Genomic DNA, 1,349 nt, shown 5'->3' with positions numbered 1-1,349 from the left:
GCGGGGAGGGCCAGGAATGCAGCCAGCGCAACAGTCCACGATTTCCAGTTCATCGTCGTTCGACCTCCAGCTTTGTTTCGGGGCGCGATCTGAGCGCCGCGTGGGTCTGTGGGGAAAGCGTCTCCAACGGCACGGTATCGGTGTGTGCGTAGTAGTGTGCGATGATGGCGCGGTGATCGAGGCCGCGAAGGGCCATTCCCGCGGCTCCTTCCTGGCACATGCCCACCCCGTGGCCCCATCCGCCACCGACGAAGTCGAAGGCCCCGTCCGGTCGAGGGCAGATGCGGAAGAGCGTGCTCTGAAGCCCGCCCTGGCCGACCCTGCCTCCGCTCCAGAGCCAGCGGATGCGGTCGCTGCGCACCTCGCAGCGACCCTCGGCCCCCTCGATCTCGAGTCGCATGACCCGTCCTCTCGGGGAGCGCTCTGCGACGCGCACGGACCGAAGCGCACCGATGGGGGTGTATGCGCCTTTCAACGTGACGGGAAGGCTGTGCTCGAACAGCGTCTGCAGCTGCGTGAGGGTGTAGGTCTCGCGCCATCGGAACCGAGGACTCGACGCGCAGCTGCAGGTGGGGGGGGCCTCGAGAAAGGCCGCGAACGCGTCGTCGCCAGAGAGGTCCGGGAGGCTCGCTGGACCGTCTGGTGCGCCAACGAGGTAGGGCGTCTGCGGAAGAGGCCAGACCAGCGAGACATCTTCACCCACCCCTCCGCACACGGCGTGGAACGTGGTGTCTGCGGGGCCTCCCCCGAAGGCGACCACCTCTCCGCGGGTGTCTGTCACGGCGTGATTGGTGCTTTCGGTCTCGGTGAGCCATCCGCCGTACATCTGGCAGTCGACGGTTCCACACACGTCATAGCCGCACGCCCTGTGGTAGCCTAGTCGAGAGAGGGCAAAGGTGCGGGCGATGACCGCCATGGCGCGCAGCGCCTCTGCCGGATAGACCGCGGGTGTCTCATTGGGCACGACGCCCGCCACGTACTCCTCGACGCTGATGATGTTCACGACGTGCAGCGCCTTGTCGCGCGCCGTGAACGCGAGGGTTCCTCGGAAGCCCTGGAGCCGACAGGTTCCGTTGCCGCGCAGATGCATCAGCTGCAACGGCTGGCTGGCGTCTCTCGGGCGAACCTCGACGACACCGTCGACGCTGTGCTCAGCGCTGTCGCAGATCAGGTGGAGCTTTCCGCCGCCATCAACGGTGATCTCCACCTTGTGACCTTCGCTGACGTGAATCGGCTCGGCTCCGCCGTGGATCGTCATCCCACCCGTGGAAGCAAGCCCAGCGCGTTCCATGGCGGCATCGAGGCCCACGCGGATCAGCGGGCCGTATGGCAGGACGGGGACTGCGGTG

At 66.9% G+C, this 1,349-nt stretch carries 1 protein-coding gene; it reads right to left on the bottom strand.

Annotated elements, in window-relative coordinates; translation table 11 throughout:
• Positions 1–49: 49 nt before the first annotated feature.
• Positions 50–1,349: SpoIID/LytB domain-containing protein (locus tag EB084_25635; GenBank protein NDD31645.1), on the bottom strand; the 1,300-nt coding region annotated here is incomplete at its 5' end.

Source organism: Pseudomonadota bacterium (assembly GCA_010028905.1).
GTDB lineage: Bacteria > Vulcanimicrobiota > Xenobia > RGZZ01 > RGZZ01 > RGZZ01.
Note: the sequence above shows the minus strand (reverse complement) of the source record. Positions and strands in the feature narration are given on the sequence as shown.